Source organism: Lentzea sp. NPDC004789 (assembly GCF_053601075.1).
Map to the genome: position 1 here is coordinate 460,049 of NZ_JBSGBE010000002.1, position 17,612 is coordinate 477,660.

At 69.8% G+C, this 17,612-nt stretch carries 16 protein-coding genes and 1 riboswitch; of the genes, 7 read left to right on the plus strand and 9 right to left on the minus strand.

Annotation, left to right across the window (positions count from 1 at the left end; translation table 11 throughout):
* Positions 1–20: 20 nt before the first annotated feature.
* Genes ACWEIJ_RS06325 through ACWEIJ_RS06340 form a run of 4 tightly spaced genes read right to left on the minus strand, consistent with a single transcriptional unit; the run spans position 21 to position 2,726 of the window.
* Entirely contained in the window at positions 21–431 is a 411-nt protein-coding gene (locus tag ACWEIJ_RS06325) for a hypothetical protein (protein ID WP_449836106.1), read from the minus strand.
* On the minus strand, positions 356–1,063 hold the full coding sequence (locus ACWEIJ_RS06330) for a DUF998 domain-containing protein (protein WP_449836107.1): 708 nt from the start codon (positions 1,061–1,063) through the stop codon (positions 356–358). The genes ACWEIJ_RS06325 and ACWEIJ_RS06330 overlap by 76 nt, the downstream gene beginning before the upstream one ends.
* A 58-nt stretch (positions 1,064–1,121) precedes the next feature.
* Positions 1,122–1,847, minus strand: coding sequence for an SDR family NAD(P)-dependent oxidoreductase (locus ACWEIJ_RS06335; protein ID WP_449836108.1), 726 nt, complete (start codon positions 1,845–1,847; stop codon positions 1,122–1,124).
* 21 nt (positions 1,848–1,868) lie between these two features.
* On the minus strand, positions 1,869–2,726 hold the full coding sequence (locus ACWEIJ_RS06340; RefSeq protein ID WP_449836353.1) for a LysR family transcriptional regulator ArgP: 858 nt from the start codon (positions 2,724–2,726) through the stop codon (positions 1,869–1,871).
* 99 nt (positions 2,727–2,825) lie between these two features.
* Here ACWEIJ_RS06340 and ACWEIJ_RS06345 point away from each other — a divergent pair, with 99 nt between their 5' ends.
* The 4 genes from ACWEIJ_RS06345 to ACWEIJ_RS06360 all read left to right on the plus strand — a co-directional run bounded on the left by ACWEIJ_RS06345 (position 2,826) and on the right by ACWEIJ_RS06360 (position 9,388).
* Positions 2,826–3,374, plus strand: coding sequence for a LysE/ArgO family amino acid transporter (locus ACWEIJ_RS06345; RefSeq protein ID WP_449836354.1), 549 nt, complete (start codon positions 2,826–2,828; stop codon positions 3,372–3,374).
* Between the two features lie 197 nt (positions 3,375–3,571).
* A riboswitch (cobalamin riboswitch) is annotated at positions 3,572–3,782 on the plus strand.
* 96 nt (positions 3,783–3,878) lie between these two features.
* Positions 3,879–7,358, plus strand: a complete 3,480-nt coding sequence (locus tag ACWEIJ_RS06350; protein ID WP_449836109.1) for a ribonucleoside-diphosphate reductase subunit alpha — start codon at positions 3,879–3,881, stop codon at positions 7,356–7,358.
* Entirely contained in the window at positions 7,355–8,389 is a 1,035-nt protein-coding gene (locus ACWEIJ_RS06355; protein ID WP_449836110.1) for a ribonucleotide-diphosphate reductase subunit beta, read from the plus strand. The genes ACWEIJ_RS06350 and ACWEIJ_RS06355 overlap by 4 nt, the downstream gene beginning before the upstream one ends.
* A 96-nt stretch (positions 8,390–8,485) precedes the next feature.
* Positions 8,486–9,388, plus strand: a complete 903-nt coding sequence (locus tag ACWEIJ_RS06360; protein ID WP_449836111.1) for an AAA family ATPase — start codon at positions 8,486–8,488, stop codon at positions 9,386–9,388.
* On the opposite strand, the gene idi is transcribed toward ACWEIJ_RS06360, so the two are convergent.
* The gene (idi, locus tag ACWEIJ_RS06365) at positions 9,381–9,956 is read right to left on the minus strand and encodes an isopentenyl-diphosphate Delta-isomerase (RefSeq protein WP_449836355.1); all 576 of its coding nucleotides are present in this window, start codon (positions 9,954–9,956) and stop codon (positions 9,381–9,383) included. The two genes, ACWEIJ_RS06360 and idi, sit on opposite strands and share 8 nt — an antisense overlap.
* Positions 9,957–10,063: 107 nt before the next feature.
* On the opposite strand from idi, the gene ACWEIJ_RS06370 reads away from it, so the two are divergent.
* Entirely contained in the window at positions 10,064–10,246 is a 183-nt protein-coding gene (locus tag ACWEIJ_RS06370; RefSeq protein WP_449836112.1) for an MbtH family NRPS accessory protein, read from the plus strand.
* On the opposite strand, the gene ACWEIJ_RS06375 is transcribed toward ACWEIJ_RS06370, so the two are convergent.
* The 3 genes from ACWEIJ_RS06375 to ACWEIJ_RS06385 all read right to left on the minus strand — a co-directional run bounded on the left by ACWEIJ_RS06375 (position 10,243) and on the right by ACWEIJ_RS06385 (position 14,820).
* Positions 10,243–12,774, minus strand: coding sequence for a glycoside hydrolase family 97 catalytic domain-containing protein (locus ACWEIJ_RS06375; RefSeq protein ID WP_449836113.1), 2,532 nt, complete (start codon positions 12,772–12,774; stop codon positions 10,243–10,245). The two genes, ACWEIJ_RS06370 and ACWEIJ_RS06375, sit on opposite strands and share 4 nt — an antisense overlap.
* Before the next feature lie 234 nt (positions 12,775–13,008).
* Positions 13,009–14,295, minus strand: coding sequence for a YncE family protein (locus ACWEIJ_RS06380; RefSeq protein WP_449836114.1), 1,287 nt, complete (start codon positions 14,293–14,295; stop codon positions 13,009–13,011).
* A gap of 36 nt (positions 14,296–14,331) precedes the next feature.
* Positions 14,332–14,820 carry a GNAT family N-acetyltransferase gene (locus ACWEIJ_RS06385; RefSeq protein WP_449836115.1) on the minus strand — a complete coding sequence of 163 codons (489 nt, stop codon included), beginning with the start codon at positions 14,818–14,820 and terminating at the stop codon, positions 14,332–14,334.
* 79 nt (positions 14,821–14,899) lie between these two features.
* Between ACWEIJ_RS06385 and ACWEIJ_RS06390 the strand changes: the two genes are divergently transcribed.
* Both ACWEIJ_RS06390 and ACWEIJ_RS06395 read left to right on the plus strand, forming a co-directional pair.
* On the plus strand, positions 14,900–15,397 hold the full coding sequence (locus tag ACWEIJ_RS06390; protein WP_449836116.1) for an RNA polymerase sigma factor: 498 nt from the start codon (positions 14,900–14,902) through the stop codon (positions 15,395–15,397).
* On the plus strand, positions 15,390–16,259 hold the full coding sequence (locus ACWEIJ_RS06395; protein ID WP_449836117.1) for a hypothetical protein: 870 nt from the start codon (positions 15,390–15,392) through the stop codon (positions 16,257–16,259). The genes ACWEIJ_RS06390 and ACWEIJ_RS06395 overlap by 8 nt, the downstream gene beginning before the upstream one ends.
* Here ACWEIJ_RS06395 and ACWEIJ_RS06400 read toward each other — a convergent pair.
* Positions 16,244–17,569, minus strand: a complete 1,326-nt coding sequence (locus ACWEIJ_RS06400) for a serine/threonine-protein kinase (protein ID WP_449836118.1) — start codon at positions 17,567–17,569, stop codon at positions 16,244–16,246. The genes ACWEIJ_RS06395 and ACWEIJ_RS06400 overlap by 16 nt on opposite strands.
* Between the last annotated feature and the right edge of the window lie 43 nt (positions 17,570–17,612).

Here is a 17,612-nt window from a genome sequence, read left to right on the forward strand (position 1 = left end):
TCATGTTAGGAGAGCCTGACCTAGTAGCCGTCCCCTCCCCAGAACTGCTCCTCCAGCATGTCGGCCGTGCCCGCGAGCAGCTGGAGCGGGTCGGTGAACTCGTGGATGTCGAGGTCGGCCAGCGGCAACGAGTGCCGGACCACGACGTGCTCCCCCATGATCGCGAGGCCGCACGCGACGGTCGACCTGCCGACCTCCTCCAGGACCTCGCGCAGGTTCACGTCCTTCGCGAGGCCGCACGGGGACGCGATCTGCACCCATTCGTGCATCTTGTCGAGCACTTCCCGGACGATGATCACGACCTGGGTACGGCCGTCGTCACCGTCGCCGTCGTCGTCGAAGGTGAAGAGGACTCTCAGCTCCTCACCGTCGTCGTGGATGACGTCGTACTCGGCGCGGACGTATGCCGCGAGATCTCCCCAACTCGCCATGGCGCAACCCTACTGGCCGCGATCGCCCAGAGCCCCACGACGAGCACCGCGCCGACCTCCGCGACGAGCAAGATCCTCTCGATGTAGCCCAGCGGGAACACCACCCACCACCGAACGCCGGACGTCGCCCCCATCGCAATGGCGTAGATGATCGGGAGAAACGCGACAACGCTCACCACACCGGACGCCAGGGTGAACTTCGCGTGTCTTCCCCACACGCGGTCCTTCAGCCACGGCCGCGCCAGCAGGATCACCGCGACGGGCAGGCTCACGAACGCGATCATGCTGCCGAACCGGTGGATGCCGCCGCTGACCGCGTTGGTGCCCATCGCCCAGTTCGTCTTCGGGAACGCCACCACGAGCAGCAGGCCGGCCGACCAGCAGGCCAGCGCGATCGAGCCGCCGGACCGCCACCTCGCCAGCCCCTTGTGGACGAGCGCGGCGAGGATCGCCACCGACCCGGACGCCAGCAGCAGCACGGCGACGTCGAAGACCGGCCGGTAGGCGCCCAGCGCGTATTCGCTGATCGTGCGGCGCATCGGGCCGACGGTCAGGTCGAGCAGGCCGACCATGGCCACCGTGACGACCACGGCGAGGGAACCGCCGGTGGCGGCCAGTCGAGGAATCAGCACATATCGGTCAACGCCGCCGTACGACGGTGCGGTTCCCGGGTTCAGGAAGCCGACAGCTTCAGTCGAGGACGCTCCCGCACGTGATGTTGACCTGCGTGCCGGTGATCATCCGCGCCCAGTCCGAGGCCGCGAACACCGCCGCCCTGCCGACGTCCTGCAGGGTGGCGGCCCTGCCGAGCGCGGTCTGCCCGACGATGTCGGGCTCGACCTGGTCGCGGAGCTCCGCCGGGACGGACTCGGGGATGCCACCGGTCCGCAACGTCACCACCCGGACGCCGTGCGGGCCCAGCTCTGCCGCCAGCTGACGGCGCATCGCCTCCACCGCGTCGAACGCCGTCAGCAGGCCGCCGAGGTGCCACCGTCGGTGGACCGCCGGGTCGCCGGTGCCGCCGAAGAACAGGATGACGCCGCTGCGCCGCCTGACCATGTGGCGGGCCGCGGCGCGGGCGGTGAGGAACTTCGAGCGGACGTTCGTGACGATCGGGGCGAGGTAGTCGTCGACGCTCATCTCGTGCAACGGCGTGCCCTGGACGTCGTTGTCGGAGATGACGTTGACCGAGATGTCGAGGCGGTCGAGCGTGGCCGCGTGCCGGTCCACGCTCTGCTCGTCGAGGGCGTCGACCACCGCGTGCTCGACGCCGAGCTCCGCCGCCTTGGCCCTGAGCGTCGCCTCGGTGCGGGCGGTGAGGTGCACCGTCGCGCCCGCTTCCGCGAACGCCCTCGCGATCGCGCCGCCGATGGTGCCCGCGCCGTAGATGACCGCGATCTTGCCGTTGAGGTTCATCCCCACACCCTGGACCACTTCCTACCGCAACGCGATCGCCGCCTCCCGTGCCACCGCGTCGGCCACCGCCGTGAGGGCGGGCGAGTCGAGCCTCCACTGCTGCCAGTACAGCGGGACGTCGACGGTCCGGCCGGGCGCGAGGTCGACGAGACCTTCCTGGAGCTGCTGCGGCGGCACCATGCCCCAGCCGAGACCCGCCACGATCGCGCGCACGTACACCTCGGACGACGGCACGTAGTGGCGGTGTTCGGACGCGCCGCGGCCGCGGGTCAGCGTGCGCACGAACCGGTCCTGGAGGTCGTCGTTGCGGTCGAACACCACGACCGGCGCGCCGGGCAGCCACGACCGCACCGGACCGTCCGCGTAACGGTCCACAAAAGACGGTGTTGCCATTGCGGCGTAACGGATGCTGCCCAGCTTCCGCACCGAGCAGCCCGCGACCGGTTCGCGCGAGGAGGTCACCGCGGCCATCACCAGGCCTTGGCGCAGCAACGCCGTCGTGTGGTCCTGGTCCTCGCGGTGGAGGTCGAACGAGATCCTCAGGTCCGGCGACACCCGCTGCAGGGCGGGGAGGAACCACGTGGCGAGCGAGTCGGCGTTGACCGCGATCGGCACCCGCACGACGGCGTCCTCGCCGAGCGCCGCCTCCAGGTCCTGGTCGAGCGCGAGCAGTTGCCGGCCGTAGCGGACCAGCACCTCCCCCGACGGCGTCAGCCGCACCGGGCGCGCCCGCACCAGCAGCACCCGGCCCGTCCGCTGCTCCAGCGCCTTGATCCGTTGCGAGACAGCCGAAGGCGTGACGTGCAACACGGTGGCGGCGGCGTCGAACGTGCCCGCGTCGACGACCGCGAGCAGCGTGCGCACCAGGTCGAGATCCATCACGGACGCTAATGATACGTAAGAATCTTTAGCTGGCCTCATCAAGAACGCGTGCCTACCGTCGGACGCGTGACTGACCTGCTGCTCGGCTTCGGCACCATGATGACCCTGATCGTCGCGATCGGCGCGCAGAACGCTTTCGTGCTGCGCCAAGGACTTCGGCGCCAGGCAGTGCTGCCGGTCGTCGCCGTGTGCGCGCTCTCCGACGCCGTCCTGGTCGCGGTCGGCGTCGCCGGGTTCGGGGTGATCGTGAACCGGTGGCCGCAGGTCATCACGGCGGCGGCGGTCGTCGGCGGGCTTTTCCTGATGGGGTACGGGTTTCTGGCCGCGCGCCGCGCGTTCCGGCCGTCCGCGATGAACGCCGGCCCGGACCGGCGGGGCCGGCCGGTGCTGACCGCCATCGCGCTGACGTGGCTCAACCCGCACGTCTACCTCGACACGGTGCTGCTGCTCGGCTCGATCGCGGCCGGGCGTTGGCTGTTCGGGGTCGGCGCGGTGGCCGCGAGCGTCACCTGGTTCGTCGCGCTCGGGTTCGGCGCGCGGCTGCTGAGCCCGTGGTTCGCGAAGCCTCGGTCGTGGCGGGTGCTGGACGGCGTGATCGCCGCCGTGATGATCACTCTCGGGGTGACCCTGCTCGCCGGGTGGTGATCATCACCAGCACCGCCGCCACGGCCAGCACCCCGCTCGTCACAGGTGCCGCGGCACCGGCTCCGAGGGACGCCGAAGCGAGCACCGCACTGACGAGAGCACCCGCGAGGACTTTCCGATGATGATCACCCACGTGGCCGACCATAACCCACGACACGCGCATGTTGGGTGGTGATCCAGACCCCACCCCCACATGTAGTATCTGCCGCGCTGGTGGTTCACCGCCCTGGAGCAACGGGCCGGTGAGGCAAGAGGGAACCCGGTGCAAGTCCGGGACTGCCCCGCAGCGGTGAGTGGGAACGAAAGCCGTCAACGAAGCACTGGGTCGCGAGACCTGGGAAGCGACGGCCGGTAGGCGCGAGGAACACGCCCACGAGTCCGAAGACCTGCCACCGGTGTGCGCGCAAGCCTGCGCGCACGACACGGTGCCCCGAGGGAGGGCGGCTGTGTGCCCTCGGTGGCGCGCGCCCGCACTTCCTCCGGCCCAGCTCGCGAGGAGAGAGCGTGCCCGACCGCCTTTCAGTGGTCATCCAGGAAGCGTGTGCCGACCTGCCCAACGCGTCGGCCGAGGCCGTGCTGGCCGAGACCAAGCGGAACCTCTACGACGGCATCACCGACGCCGAGCTCGCCCTGGCGCCGATCATGGCCGCCCGCGCGATGGTCGAGCAGGACCCGGACTACTCGTTCGTCAGCGCCCGGTTGTTGCTGGACAGGCTGCGTGCCGAGGCCTGCGGCGAGCCGCTGTCGCACGCCGAGATGACCGAGCGCTACCCGTCGTACTTCGCGGCGTTCGTCCGCCACGGCGTCGAGCTCGGCCAGCTCGACCCGCGCCTGGAGGACTTCGACCTGGCCCGCCTGGGTGCGGCGCTGCGACCGGAACGCGACCTGAACTTCCAGTTCCTGGGCCTGCAGACGCTGTACGACCGCTACTTCCTGCACCACGACGGCCGCCGCTACGAGCTGCCGCAGGCGTTCTTCCTGCGAGTCGCCATGGGCCTGGCGCTCGGCGAGGACGACCGCGACGCCCGCGCGATCGAGTTCTACGAGCTGCTCTCGTCGTTCGACTTCATGTGCTCGACCCCGACGCTGTTCAACTCGGGCACCACGCGCCCGCAGCTGTCGTCGTGCTTCCTGACCACTGTGGACGACGATCTCGCCGCGATCTTCCACGGCATCGGCAACAACGCGCTGCTGAGCAAGTTCGCCGGTGGTCTCGGCAACGACTGGACGCCGGTGCGCGGGATCGGCGCGCACATCAAGGGCACCAACGGCAAGTCGCAGGGCGTCGTGCCGTTCCTCAAGGTCGCCAACGACACCGCGGTCGCGGTCAACCAGTGCTTCGCGCCGGAAACCGGTGTCTACACCGCCGACGGAGCCAAGCCGGTCAAGGACGTCCGGGCCGGCGACCTCGTTCTCGGCGTCAGCGGCAACTACCGCGAAGTCACCGACGTCATGTCCTACGACCAGACCGACCCGATGGTCGAGGTGAAAGTCAAACACTCCGTCGAGACGTTGAAAGTCACTGCCGGGCACCCGTTCTACGCCATCAAGGGCGTGCCGCTGGAACAGGCCGACAGCCGAACACTCAAGTGGCTGGCCAACGGCAAGGTACGACCCGATTGGGTCGAAGCCGGACAACTGGAGAAGGGCGACTACGTAGCGCAGGTGATCCCCAGGGAGATCGTGCCGGTTCCTGGTCTCACCGACGACGACGCCCGGCTGTACGGGATCCTGCTGGGTGACGGGCATCTGGCGAAGAACGGCCTGGAGTGGGGTGTTTCCGGCAACCCGGAGCTGGATGTCCACCTCGACTTCCTGCGGGACTACCTGTCCTCACGCGAAATCCACTACTGGGAGGGGGACAGGAACAGCGACAACTACCGTCAGATCAGGTGGGCCTCCGGGCGGGGAGTCCGACGCGATGCGCAAAGCGGTCGCATCCTCGGGGCCGGTGATCCCACACTTCCATTCACCTACGACGATCTATACGACGAGCACGGTAAGAAGCGCATCGCGAGGCGGTTCTCGCACCTGCCGCACGCCCAGACGAGGATGCTGCTGCAGGGTTTGCTCGAAACCGGCGGTGGTGTCTCGCGTGGCGTAGAGGTCTATTTCACGACCACGTCTCCGGCGCTGGCAGCAGGTGTCCGCTACCAGCTGCTACGTCTGGGGGTTCCGTCTGCAGGCCAGTACCGGGAACGCGAACGGGATCACACGGGCTCTCGGTCGGACGGCACTCGGATCACCTTCTCCGGCGTCGTGAAGGTCTTCGACATCCGGGTGCCGGCCGTGCCGGGCATCGCCGAACTCATCGGCTGCCGCCCCATCGTCAAGCACAACTGGATCGAGCACGCCGGCATGGTGTTCTCCCGGGTCCGGGACGTGCGGGAGACCGAGATCGCGCCGACCGTGTTCGATCTCAAGGTCGAGACCGACGAGTCCTACATGACGACCGCGGGTCTCGCGCACAACGGTGGCAAGCGCAAGGGTGCGGTGTGCGCGTACCTGGAGACCTGGCACATCGACGTCGAGGAGTTCCTCGACCTGCGCAAGAACACCGGCGACGAGCGCCGCCGCACCCACGACATGAACACCGCGAACTGGGTGCCGGACGAGTTCCTGCGCCGGGTCCGCGCGAACGGCCGGTGGACGCTGTTCTCGCCGGACGAGGTGCCGGACCTGCACGACGCGTTCGGGGACGACTTCGCGGCCAAGTACCGCGCGTACGAGCAGAAGGCCGACAACGGCGAGATCAAGGTGTTCCGCCGGGTGCAGGCCGTCGACCTGTGGCGGCGCATGCTGACCATGCTGTTCGAGACCGGTCATCCGTGGATCACGTTCAAGGACCCGTGCAACCTGCGGTCGCCGCAGCAGCACAGCGGTGTCGTGCACTCGTCCAACCTGTGCACGGAGATCACCCTGAACACCTCGGCCGACGAGGTCGCGGTCTGCAACCTGGGCAGCGTCAACCTCGCGCGGCACGTCACCGCCGGCGGCATCGACCACGCGCGCCTCGAAAAGACCGTGCGCACGGCCGTTCGCATGCTCGACAACGTGATCGACGTGAACTACTACACGATCCCCGAGGCGCGGAACTCCAACCTGAAGCACCGCCCGGTCGGCCTGGGACTGATGGGTTTCCAGGACGCGCTGTTCACGCTCGGCACGCCGATGGCGTCACCGGAGGCCGTCGAGTTCGCGGACCGCAGCATGGAGGAGATCAGCTACTACGCGATCACCGCGTCCGCCGAGCTGGCCGAGGAGCGCGGCGCGTACCGGTCGTTCGAGGGTTCCTCGTGGTCGCAGGGCATCCTGCCCATCGACTCGGTCGGGATCCTCGCGCGGCACCGCGGTGACGGCGAGCTCAGCGTCGACCGCGAGTCCACGATGGACTGGAGCGTCGTGCGCGAGAAGGCCCGCAGGGGCATGCGGAACTCGAACGTCATGGCCATCGCGCCGACCGCGACCATCGCGAACATCACCGGCGTGAACCAGTCGATCGAGCCGCTGTACCGCAACCTGTACGTGAAGTCGAACCTGTCCGGCGACTTCACCGTGATCAACCCCGACCTGGTGCGCGCGTTGAAGCAGCGGGGGCTCTGGGACGAGCGGATGGTCTCGGACCTGAAGCTGCACGACGGCAGCCTCGGCGCGATCGACCGGGTACCGCCGCACCTGAAGGCGTTGTACGCCACGGCGTTCGAGATCGACAGCTCGTGGCTGATCGAGGCGGGGGCACGCCGGCAGAAGTGGATCGACCAGGCGCAGTCGCTGAACCTCTACCTGGCCCAGCCGAGCGGCCGCAAGCTCGACGAGCTCTACCAGCTGGCGTGGGTGCGCGGCCTCAAGACCACGTACTACCTGCGCACGCAGAGCGCCACGCACGTGGAGAAGTCCACGCTGCGGGGCACCGACGGCAAGCTCAACGCCGTCTCCCCCACCGCCTGCTCCGTGACCGACCCCGAATGTGAGGCTTGCCAGTGAACGTCGAAGCAGGCGCTGCGCGCGTCACCGTGGACGACAAGGCGATGATCAACTGCCGGGCGGACGTCAACCAGCTGCTGCCGCTCAAGTACCACTGGGCGTGGGAGAAGTACCTCAACGGCTGCAACAACCACTGGATGCCGACCGAGGTCTCGATGCAGGCCGACATCTCGCTGTGGAAGTCGCCGGACGGGCTGACCGAGGAGGAACGCCGCATGATCAAGCGGAACCTCGGCTTCTTCGCCACTTCGGAGTCGCTGGTGGCCAACAACATCGTGCTCGCGGTGTACCGGCACCTGACCAACCCCGAGTGCCGCCAGTACCTGCTGCGCCAGGCCTTCGAGGAGGCCGTGCACACGCACACGTTCCAGTACATCTGCACGTCGCTCGGCCTGGACGAGGGCGAGCTGTTCAACATGTACCGGGAGATCCCGTCGATCACCGACAAGGCCGCGTGGGCGTTGCAGTACACGCAGCACCTGGAGGACCCGGAGTTCCGGACGGGCACGCCCGCCTCCGACCAGGCGTTCCTCAAGGACCTCGTGGCGTTCTACGTGGTCTTCGAGGGCATGTGGTTCTACACCGGGTTCGCGCAGATCCTGTCCCTGGGCCGGCGCAACAAGATGGTCGGCGTCGCCGAGCAGTACCAGTACATCCTGCGCGACGAGTCGATCCACCTGAACTTCGGCATCGACGCCATCAACCAGATCAAGATCGAGAACCCGCACCTGTGGAACGACGTGTTCCAGCAGGAGGTGCGCACCATGCTCGCCGAGGGCTGCGAGCTGGAGATCGCCTACGGCCGCGACACCATGCCCAGCGGCGTCCTCGGCCTCAACGCCGACCTGTGCGAGCAGTACATGCGGTTCATCACCAACCGCCGGTGCGCGCAGCTCGGCCTGGAGCCGGTGTGGGAGAAGACGGAGAACCCGTTCCCGTGGATGTCGGAGATGATGGACCTCAAGAAGGAGAAGAACTTCTTCGAGACGCGGGTGATCGAGTACCAGAACGGCGGCTCGCTGGAGTGGTGAGCTGACTCAGCGGGCTCGTGGTCGAGGCGATCGATGAGCGCCGGGCGGGCCCGCTACGCTCGATCGCTCGCCTCGACCACTGCGCCAGGGGGAACAGTGCACCGTTTCGCGGCCAGTCCGGCCCTGGCGCGGCTGGAGTGGATTCTCGACGGCCTGGACGGGACACCCGGCTGGGGCGCCGACGCGTCCGACGTGCTCGGGGCCGCGTTCACCGCCGTCGTCCCGCCCGAGAGGTACGTCGAGGTCACCCGCGGCCGCGCGGCCGACTACGCGCCGGTCGTCGTGGTCGGCCTCGACGTCGGTGAGACCACCGCGCGGGCGCGGATCCGCCGTCACGACGGCACCGTCGACGTCGTCTCGTGCGTCGTCGAGGCCGCACGGCCGCATCGAATCGCGACCACGTGGGTCGCCGGACTGGTGCCGGCGGATCTGACACCGAGGCTGCCGGCCGACTTCACCGGCTACGACCTGCCTTCCACCGCCGCGGACGCCCGGCTGGTCGTGTTCTCCGGGTTGCCGGGCAGCGGGAAGAGCACCCTGGCCGAGGCCGCGGGCGCCGAGCTGGGGATTCCGGTCTTCGCCACGGACTGGCTGCTCGGGGCGCTGACCCCGTTCGGCGGCCGGCACTTCGACGATCCGCTGGCGATGGCCGAAGAGGTGCTGACCACCCTCGCGCTGCGGCAGCTCGTCGCCGGGCAGTCCGTCATCCTCGACCATCCCACCGAACAGGTCGCGACCAGACAGCGCTGGCGCAGCCTGGCCGACCGGGCGGGTGCGCGGTTCCGCGTGGTCGTGTGCCACTGCTCCGACCCGCGGGTCCACCGGGCCAGGCTCGAAGGCCGCAGCCGCGCGATCCCCGGCTGGCACGACCCGGGCGACTGGCACGACGTGCAGCGGCGGCTGGCGGCCTTTCCGCCCTGGGACGGGGAGGCGCTCACCGTGGACACCGTTCAGCCGCGTGAGCGGTCCCTGGCCGCGGTCTTGCGGCACATCAGGTGAGCCGGACCGCGGCGGGCAGCCCCGCCCGGTCCGCCACCGGCCATGCCAGCGGGTCGGGCCCGAGCTTCACCAGTTCGGGCACCTGCAGCCGCGCCCACGGCGAGACCACTCGGGTGCCGTCGAGCACCGAGGCGGCGAACTCGGCCCACGGCACGCGCTCGGCCGAGTCGACCTCCTCCGGGTTCGGGGCGGGCTCGTCGTCGGAGAGCACGCGGAACACCGGGCACATCTCGTTCTCGACGACACCGTCCATCTCGGCGCGGTAGCGGAAGCGCGGCAGCAGCAGCTCCGGGTCGGAGCACTTCATGCCCAGCTCGTCGCGCAGGCGCCGCAGCACCGCCTCGGCCATGTCCTCCTCCGGCAGCGGGTGGCCGCAGCAGGTGTTGGTCCACACGCCGGGGAACGTCTTCTTGTGCAACGCGCGGCGGGTGAGCACGACGCGGCCAGAGGAGTCGAAGACGTAGCTGGAAAACGCCAGGTGCAGCGGGGTTTCCGCGTGGTGCACCACGGCCTTGTCCTGCACGCCGATGGCCGAACCGTCCTCGGCCAGGAGGACCACCTGTTCCACAGTCACGCCCAAACGTAATCACACGGGCGCCGGAATCCGGAAGCTGGGACGGTGAGCTTGAGCGCGGAGATAGCCGGACGATAGGTGTCGCGCGTCACCCTGAGGTCATGACTCCCCCGTCCGCTCAGGCTCACACCATGTTCCTGGTGCTGGTCAGCCCAACGGGCCAGTACTCGATCTGGCCGGCGGTGCTGCAGGTGCCCGCCGGGTGGCAGGTCGTCCACGGCGTCGCGGGCAAGCAGTCCTGCGAGGACTTCCTCCACCGCGTCAACCTGCCCCTGGCCGCCTAGCACGTCACTCGCGCGTCACCCCACACCGCGTTGTCGAGGCTGGTGCCATCGCCGCCATCAGTCACGCGCAACGTCAACGACTTCACCCCGCCGACGTCGACGCCGACCGGCAACGCCGGGTCGACGGACCTGCGCACCGGGCTCTCGTAGAGCACGCGGCCGTCGCCGATGACGACGAACGCGACGGAGCCTCCGACGCCCGCCGCGCGGTCCACGCGGCCGTCGACCTCGTCGTCCACTCCGACGGTGGCGTCGAAGCGGGTGCACGTCCCGAGTTCGACCGTCTGGTCACCGGGCGTCGTGCCGATGCCCTTGCCGAACCTGATGCCACCGGTCGTCAGCGTCCTGCCCTCGACGGAACGGTCGTTGCCCGGCACGTAGGACTGCCCGGCGGGCAACGGTTTCCAGACGTGCGTGCGCACCGCCTTCTCCGCCTCGACGCCCGAACTGAAGCGGTAGGGCCGGAACCGCGCCACCGCGGGGACGTCCGTCAGGCCGACGACAGGATCCGCGCCGACCTTCACCGTCCACTTGCCACTGAGCGACTCGCCCGGCGCGACCCGGAAGGCCCGCACCGCGGCCGAGGTGTCCCACCCGGACGGCACGCGCGGCGCGAACGTCACGTCGTACAGCGGCTGCGCGGAGGTGTTGGTGAAGGTGCTGCTCAGCTCGAACGTCCGGCCGGGCTGCACCGACACCTGCTCGGGCGTCGTCACGACGGTCGTGGACGGCAGGCCGTGCGTGGGCCTCGCGCAGGTGTCGCGGACCGGACGGCAGACCAGCGCGACGAAGCCGCCGTCCTTCGCCACCGGGATCGCCAGTTTCTGGTCGGTGAGGTGGGTTTCCTCGACCAGACCGGCCTCGCCGTCGCGCACGATCTCGACCAGCCAGCGGCCTTGGCCGAGCGCCGGCAGGTCGAGCGTGCGCGCCTGCCCCGCGATGGCGCCGCCGACGAACCAGCGGTCGTCGCTGCGCCGGGCCATGACGACGCTTTCGGTGGGACGGCCGGAAAGGAGCCTCGTCTCGTCCCAGACGGTCGGCGTCTGCTCCAGGAACCACCGCGCCCACGGCCGGGCGTCGTAGGAGTCCGGGCGGCCGGCGAGGTTCTGGACGCCCGACTCGTACAGCACCGAGAGCGCGAGCTCACCGGCGTCGGTGTTGGGGCGCGCCCGGTGGAAGCCGCCCGGCGTGTAGTCCATGCCGCCCACGACGTTGCGGGTGAACGGCAGCGCGGTGAGGTGGCCGGTGGTGAGACCGCTGGACTTCTCGGCGCCGTGCACGGCCTCGGTAGTCATCACGTGCGGCCACGTGCGGTGGACGCCGTGCGGCAGCGTGGCACCGTGGAAGTTGACCAGGAAGTGCATGCGGGCCGTCTCCGGCAGGATCTCGTCGTACCAGCGGTAGCGCTCCTGGCCGTCGGAGTCCATGAAGTCGATCTTCAGGCCCTGCACGCCCCACTTCCGCAGCCACGGCAGGAAGTCCGCGCGTTTCTCCGCGGTGTCGACGCTGCTGAACCGCACCCAGGTGTGGATGCCGACCCGGCGTGCCTTCGCGTACCGCACCAGCTCGGGGATGAAGCTGGTCCGCCGCCAGTCCGGGTCGTCGTACCAGCCGGCGTCGACCACGACGTACGGCCAGCCGCGGGCGGCCGCGTAGTCGACGAACTCCTTCTGCTTCGCCAGATCCTGCTGCACACCGCGGCCTCCGGCGAGCCACGACCAGACCGCCGGGCCCGGCTCGATCCAGCTCGTGTCGGCGATCCGCGACGGCGGGGCGAGATCGTCCACGAGGGTCGACTCGGTGACGGTGGCGAGCGTTCCGACGATCATCGTGCGCCACGGCGTCTTCAGCGCGCCGGAGACCGCGACCTTCTCGTCCCACAGCTTGAGCTGGAACCGGCCGCCGCCGGTGTGCACGAGGTGGCCGCCGGAGTAGCGGCCGTCCACATCGGACTCGGTGATCAGCGCGTAGGTGCCGCCGACGTCGAACAGCGCCGGGTGCATGTACTCGGCCTGCTCGGCGGTGCCGGTGGCGTACTGCAGGAACGGGTTCTCGTAGTCGCGGCGGAACTTGGCGAGCCACGCCGTCGAGTCGGCGGGCAGCACGAACGCCGAGGCCTCACCGGTGACCGCGCCGGTGTCCTGCGGCAGCTCGTAGCGGTACGCGACGCCGTCGGCGGACTCGCGCACCACGAGGCCGAGGTCGTTCACACCGGCCTTGAACCGGTAGGTGGTCTCGGTGGCCCGCACGGTCCGGTCGAGCCTCTTGCCGGACGTCGTGCGGTAGTGCTCGAAGATCGCCCGCTTCGACTTCCCGGCGGCCACGAGCCCGGTGGACAGGTCGGCGCGCTCGGTCCTGATCCCGATCGGCGACGGTTGCACGATCGTCCTGCCCTGGTACGTCACCGCCAGGGTGACCGTTCCGCCAGAGGCGCTGACCACCGCCCGCGGGCCGCTCGGCGCGGCCTGCGCGGGCACGACGACCAGCCCCGCAGCCGCCAGGACTGCGGCCAGCGTTCTCACCGCCACGGACACTCCCCTCGTGATCCGGGGCGGCGGTCACCGGAAGACATCCAATGACTCGGACGCTATGCCGGGCATTTCGCCGGAGTCAAGGGATGTAACAACCGTGACAACTCCGATGACATGCCCAGATGGCACGCACGAACCGCGGGCGCCGACACCGCCGTCGTCACCATCATCGACGGTATCGGTGCCGGCGCCACGATCGACTACGACGAGTACCAGGGGTGAGCGGCGCGGCTACAGCAGCACGATGTTGCCGTGCGCGCTGGCGCCGGTGTGCTCGTTGTCGCCCGCGAACGAGGCCGTGAAGCCCTGCAGCAACGTGTTCAGGCCCACCAGCAGCGACACGTTCGCGTCGCAGGTGGCCTTGCCGGACGCGTTGGTCGTGGCGGTGCACAGCGGGTTGCCCTTGACCGTGCGGAACACGACCTGCGCGCCGGCGACCGGGGCGCCGGTGTGCGTCTCGGTCAGCGTGGCGTTGAGCGAGCGGACCGTGAAGCCGACGAGCCGCAGCTGCAGCTGCGCGGTGCCGGCGGTCAGCTTCGCCGCGGCGGGCGGCACGAAGTGGATCGCGATGCCCACCGGGCGCTCACCGACCGGGATCGAGCCGGTGACCGTGTTGGACGTCGTGTCGATGATCGACACCGTGTTGCTGTTGAAGTTCGTGACGTAGGCCTTCGACCCGTCCGGCAGCAGCGCCACGCTGATCGGCCGGTCGCCGACCGGGATCCGCTGCAGCTCCACCATCGCGGTCAGGTCCACCACCGACACCGAGTTCGACGCGCTGTTCGGCACGTAGGCGCGCGAGCCGAGCAACGCGATGCCGTGCGGGAAGTCGCCGACACCGATGGTGCCGATGACCGTCCGGCCGGCCGTGTCGATCACGGAGACGGTGTGCGAGCTCCTGTTCACGACGTACGCGCGCGTGCCGTCCGCGGACACGGCGATCGCCGTCGAGTTGCTGCCGACCCCGATCGAGGCGGCCACGGTGTTGGCCGTCGTGTCGATCACGGAGACCGAGCCGCCGCCGGCGATGTCGTGCGTCACGTAGACGGACTTGCCGTCCGGCGTGACGACCACGCCGTCGGGGTTCGAGCTGACCCCGATCGTCGCGGTGACCGTCAGGGTCGCCGTGTCGACCACGGACACCGTTCCGTCGCCGTAGTTGGTGACGTAGACGAAACCACCACCGGGCGCGACCGCCACCCCCGCCGGGTGGCTCCCGACCGGGATGGACCTGTCGACCGAGTTGGTCGGCGTGTCGATGACGGTCAGCGTGTTCTGCACGGAGTTCGTCACGTAACCCCGAGTGCCGTCGAACGCGACCGCCGCCATGTACGGCGAGCTGCCGCCGCTGTCGGTGATCGTCTCGGACACCGCGTTCGTGGCCGTGTCGATCACCGACACCCCGCCGCCGTTGTTGGCGACGTAGCCCAGCACCCGACCGGCGGGAGCCGCCGAGGCCGGGGTCACCACCAGTGCCGCGGTGACGGCAGCAGCCGTCACCAGTGGACGCAACCGCATGTTCAATGCCTCCTGGCGCGCGTCATCCCGACCTGGTCAGGAAATCGCGTCCAGATGGACGGACGTTAGCCTCTTTTCGAACCAATGCCCGGCGTACTTCGCGTCGTTGTAGTTCTCGATCTCGACGAAACCGTGCTTGGCGTAAAGGTTTCTCGCCTCCACGAGGTCGCTGCGCACGTCGAGTCGCAGCGTGGTGACGCCGCGTGCCAGCGCCTCGGCCTCCATGGCCGTCAGCAACGCCGACGCGGCGCCCTGCCCGCGGAACCGCTCGCGCACGAACATCCGGGTCAGCTCGCCCACCCCGGCGCCGAGGAACCGCATCCCGAGGCATCCGGCGTCCTCGCCGTCACGGGACGCCACGAGGAACACCGGCACGTCGCTGTCCTCCTCCTCGCGCTGGTACTGCTCGACCTCGGCGGCGACGTCGTCCTTCCCCCAGTAACGGCCGATGATGTCCACGTAGTAGTCGTGGTTGAGCGGGGAGTCCGCCGCCCACACACCGGCCGTCACGATCCAGTTGGTCATGACACCATCATCGAAACGACGTCCACTGTGATTCAGGTCACTGCAACACCGACACCGCGGGAAGCCAACTGGGGGCGTGATGTTCGCGGAGCTGTTCGACGAGCACGCTCAGCCGCTGCACCGATATCTGGCGCGGCGAGTGGGTGTCGACGTGGCTGACGACCTGGTCAGCGAGACCTTCCTGGTGGCCATGCGCGGCCAGGAGTCCTACGACCCGCAGCGGGGCAGTGTCGTCGGCTGGCTCTACGGCATCGCGACGAACCTGCTGCGCGGTCACGCCAAACGCGAGGTCCGGCTGTTGCGCACGGCCGAACGCTACGGTGTCGACCTCGGTGTCGCCGAGACGCTGGAGCACACGGTGGTCACCCGCATCGACGCCCGCTCGCACCTGCGGCTGATCGCCGGCGAGCTCGCCAGGATGCAGAGCGCCGACCGGGACCTGTTGCTGCTCGTGTCCCTCGCCGGACTGAGCGTGCAGGAGACGGCCGAGGCGCTCGGGCTGAACCCCGGCACCGCCCGGTCCCGCCTGCACCGCCTGCGCACCAAGCTCAAGGAACTGGAGCTCCGCCATGCGTGACCTGCTGGACGACGACCTCGCCGAGCTCTACTCGGTGCGGCCCGCCGACGACGTGCGGCTGGCCCGGTTGCGCGAGCAGCTCTTCGCCGAGAAGCCGAAACGCCCGTCCCGCAACTGGGTCGGCATCGCGGCCGCGGCGGTCGCGGTGGTGATGATCACCGGGCTGGTGGTGCTGCTGCGGCCGGCCGGGCGGGACGCGCCCGCCACCATGCCGACCGCCCCGGCCACGTCGCTCACCGACGCGGCGGCGCTGCTGGAGGTCACCCAGGACCCTCCCGCGCGGTACAAGCACGTCCGGTACATGATCTGGCAGGCCATGTCCATCGGGTCGCCGGGCAGCCGGGAGTGGGGTGCCGCGAAGGTCGAGTTCCAGTTCGACGTGTGGCTCCCGACCAGGCAGGGCGAGATGATCGTGATCTACCGCCGGCAGACCGGCGGGAAGCAGCCGATCGCGGGCAACCAGACGGAACCGGACCGGATGGCCCCCTCGGACTACCGGGGCCCGTCGCTGTGGGGCACGTTCTGCACGACCTTGCCGTGCAAGGAGGTCAGCCTCGCGCTGCCGCTGGGGACCGAACCGGCGGCGAAGCTCGCGAACGCCTCGTCCCGGTTGCTCTCGCCGTACACCACCAACGCGGAAAAGGCCGCGACCTACCGCGAGCTCGCCGCGTCCCCCGAGATCCACTGGGACAACGGCCGGGTGTCCGCCGACGGGAGCCGGACCAGCTTCACCATCGACCCGGTGACCGGGCAGGTGACCGGGTCGGTGGAGCTCAAGGCACCGGACAGCCCGCTGCCGGACGGCACGGTGTCCGTCCAGGTCGCGGTGACCACCGAGTGGACCGATCAGCGGCCGTCGTAGGACCGCGGCAGGTACCACGCCAGGGCGGCGCGCAGCTCGGCCACGTCGCGCTCGCGCCGCCGCCGGCTCCGCTCGTGCGCGATCGGGAACACCCGCACGCCACCGTGGTGCGCGCCGAAGAAGCGGCGCGGTGCCGGGTCCTTCAGCCACACGACGACCCACGGCCGCTTCTTGTGCGGCACCACGCGCACACGGGCCAGCTCGTACCACCAGTACTGGTGGAACTTGCCGTTGCGCGTGGTGGCGATGCCCTCCCGGCTGATCTCGACCACGATCTTGCGCCGGGCCGCGGCGCCGAAGAACCGCACGGCGCGCACGACCAGCACGAAGAACGCGGCCAGGGCCAGCAGCTGGGTGGCGCCGTTGGCGTGCGCGGCCGGGTCGGCGATCGCGGCGGCCAGCAGGGCCGCGGCGAGGTTGGTCAGGCCCCACGCGAACGGCACGATCCGCGACGTCGAGAACGTCGCGGCGGCGGGTGTCATCGGCGCGGGCAGCTTGGTGGTCGGCGGCTTCGGCGCGACGACCTGGGCGAGCAGGCGGGTCACCTCCGCCGGTTCGGGGCGCTTGGCCGGGTCGCGGTGCATGCACTTCTGCACCAGCGGGCGCAGCGTCTTCGGCACGCCGTCGAGGTCCGGCTCGCCGTGGGCCGCGCGGTACAGCAACGTCGCGGTGGGGCCCTCGCCGAACGGGCCCTTGCCGGTGGCCGCGTAGACCAGCACGGCGCCCAGCGCGAAGACGTCGGAGGGACACCCGACCTCCTGGCCGGTGATCTGCTCCGGCGACAGGAAACCTGGTGTGCCGAAGACCATGCCGGTCTCGGTCAGCGCGGTGTGCTCCATGGCGCGCGAGATGCCGAAGTCGATCACGCGCGGGCCGTCGGCGCCCAGCAGGACGTTGGACGGCTTCAGGTCGCGGTGCACGAGCCCGGCGCGGTGGATCGCGGTCAGCGCCTCGGCGAGTCCCTCGGCCAGCCTGCGCAGGTGGTGCTCGGGCAGCGGGCCGTGCCGTTCGATCGCCTCCTGCAGCGTCGGGCCGGGCACGTACTCCGTCGCCATCCACGGGCGGGGCGCGCGCGTGTCGGCGTCCACGACGGCCGCGGTGCCGGCCGACCCGACCGCGCGGGCCATCTGCACCTCGCGGCGGAAGCGTTCGCGGAAGCGCGGGTCGTCGGCGAGCTCGGCGCGGGCCACCTTCACCGCGACCTGCCGCCCGTCGCTGCCTTGTCCCAGGTAGACCGTTCCCATGGCACCACGGCCGAGCCTGCCCAGCAGCAGGTAGTCGCCAATGCGTTGAGGTTGGTCCACCTTCACCGGATCGAGGGTAGCGGCAGTTGGGCGCCAATCCTCACATCTG